Below are 1,197 nucleotides of genomic sequence, written 5' to 3' on the forward strand. Positions count from 1 at the left end.
TAAAAGTGGTACAAGGCAGACGAGTGCAAGTACTACAGTAGTAGGCTAAACGAGTCTAACGCTGTAACACTTTAATAGTGGTTCGACTATATGTTCCTTCTAATATAACTACCTCTCGATAAGCATCTATTTTGTATTCGCAATAGTTATAATCATCTAACGGGCGTGCAGGTATTTTAGTATTATGGACGCTGACTCATGCGACTCACACTAGCAATCAACGCCACCATCACTACGCCCATGATAATCAAAATACCAGACATCATATGCGCTGCCTCATAGTTGAGCGCTTCAACTTGCTCATATATCGCAATCGACACTACCTTGGTCTCACCTGAGATACTCCCCCCTATCATTAAAACCACACCAAACTCACCAATGGTATGAGCAAAGCTGATTAAACTACCCAAAATAATACCCACGCGCGCTTGCGGTAAGGCTACCTTGACGAAGCGGCGCAGACGACTGGGTTCTAACAGATGCGCGACTTCCGTGACACTTTGCGGAATACGCAAAAACTGTGCATACACTGGCTGTATATAAAAAGGCAGTGAGTAAATAATAGACCCAACCACTAGACCTTCAAAGGTAAAAATAAGCGGACTAATATTGTGCTCAATCAGCCATTTACCGATACCCATACTTGGACTTAGCAGTAATAATAAATAAAAGCCAATAACCGTAGGCGGGAGTACCAGAGGCATGGCAATGATGCCCATGAGCAGAATTTTGAAACGCCCAACTGCCTTCTTTTGACTTGGTTTGGCAAGCCAATAAGCCATAGGAGTTGCAAACAACAGTAAGCACAAGGTCGTGATAGAAGCGAGCTTAATACTTACCCAAAATGGACTGAGCATATCTGACATAAGAGACTGGTCGATCATATAATGTCACGGCTCGTTTTATAGGTAGCGTGTCTAGGCTAACGGATTACTGAATGGGCAGGTAGCCTGCTTGCGCGAAGTGCTGTTGTCCTGCATCCGAGCGCAAGTAATCAGTAAACGCCGCTGCTGGGACTGTATTATTGATAACGATACCATCTTGTAAGATGGCTGGATAGGATGTTTTTGGCACAGTAATAAACTGCTCAGGTTTGGCTTTTATCGCAACGAGTTGAGACTGCGCCACAAACCCATAATCCACGCTACCTGTATGGGCGTACTGAAATACTTGACCAATATTTTCTGCCTGTATCAG

The 1,197-nt window shown here is 44.0% G+C and carries 2 protein-coding genes; both read right to left on the reverse strand.

All coding sequences use genetic code 11. The annotated features are described in order from the left end of the window. Positions 1–182 precede the first annotated feature (182 nt). Entirely contained in the window at positions 183–884 is a 702-nt protein-coding gene (gene modB, locus B3V51_RS11250; RefSeq protein ID WP_286708440.1) for a molybdate ABC transporter permease subunit, read from the reverse strand. 46 nt (positions 885–930) lie between these two features. Then, a partial coding sequence (locus B3V51_RS11255; RefSeq protein ID WP_286708441.1) for a substrate-binding domain-containing protein occupies positions 931–1,197 on the reverse strand: 267 nt, incomplete at its 5' end.

Origin of the sequence: Psychrobacter sp. UBA2514 (genome assembly GCF_002341255.1) — a bacterium.
Classification (GTDB): domain Bacteria; phylum Pseudomonadota; class Gammaproteobacteria; order Pseudomonadales; family Moraxellaceae; genus Psychrobacter; species Psychrobacter pacificensis.

Excerpts from the sequence above, each read along its gene's own strand:
- modB (WP_286708440.1), bottom strand. The coding sequence starts at position 884 with ATGATCGACCAGTCTCTTATGTCAGATATGCTCAGTCCATTTTGGGTA.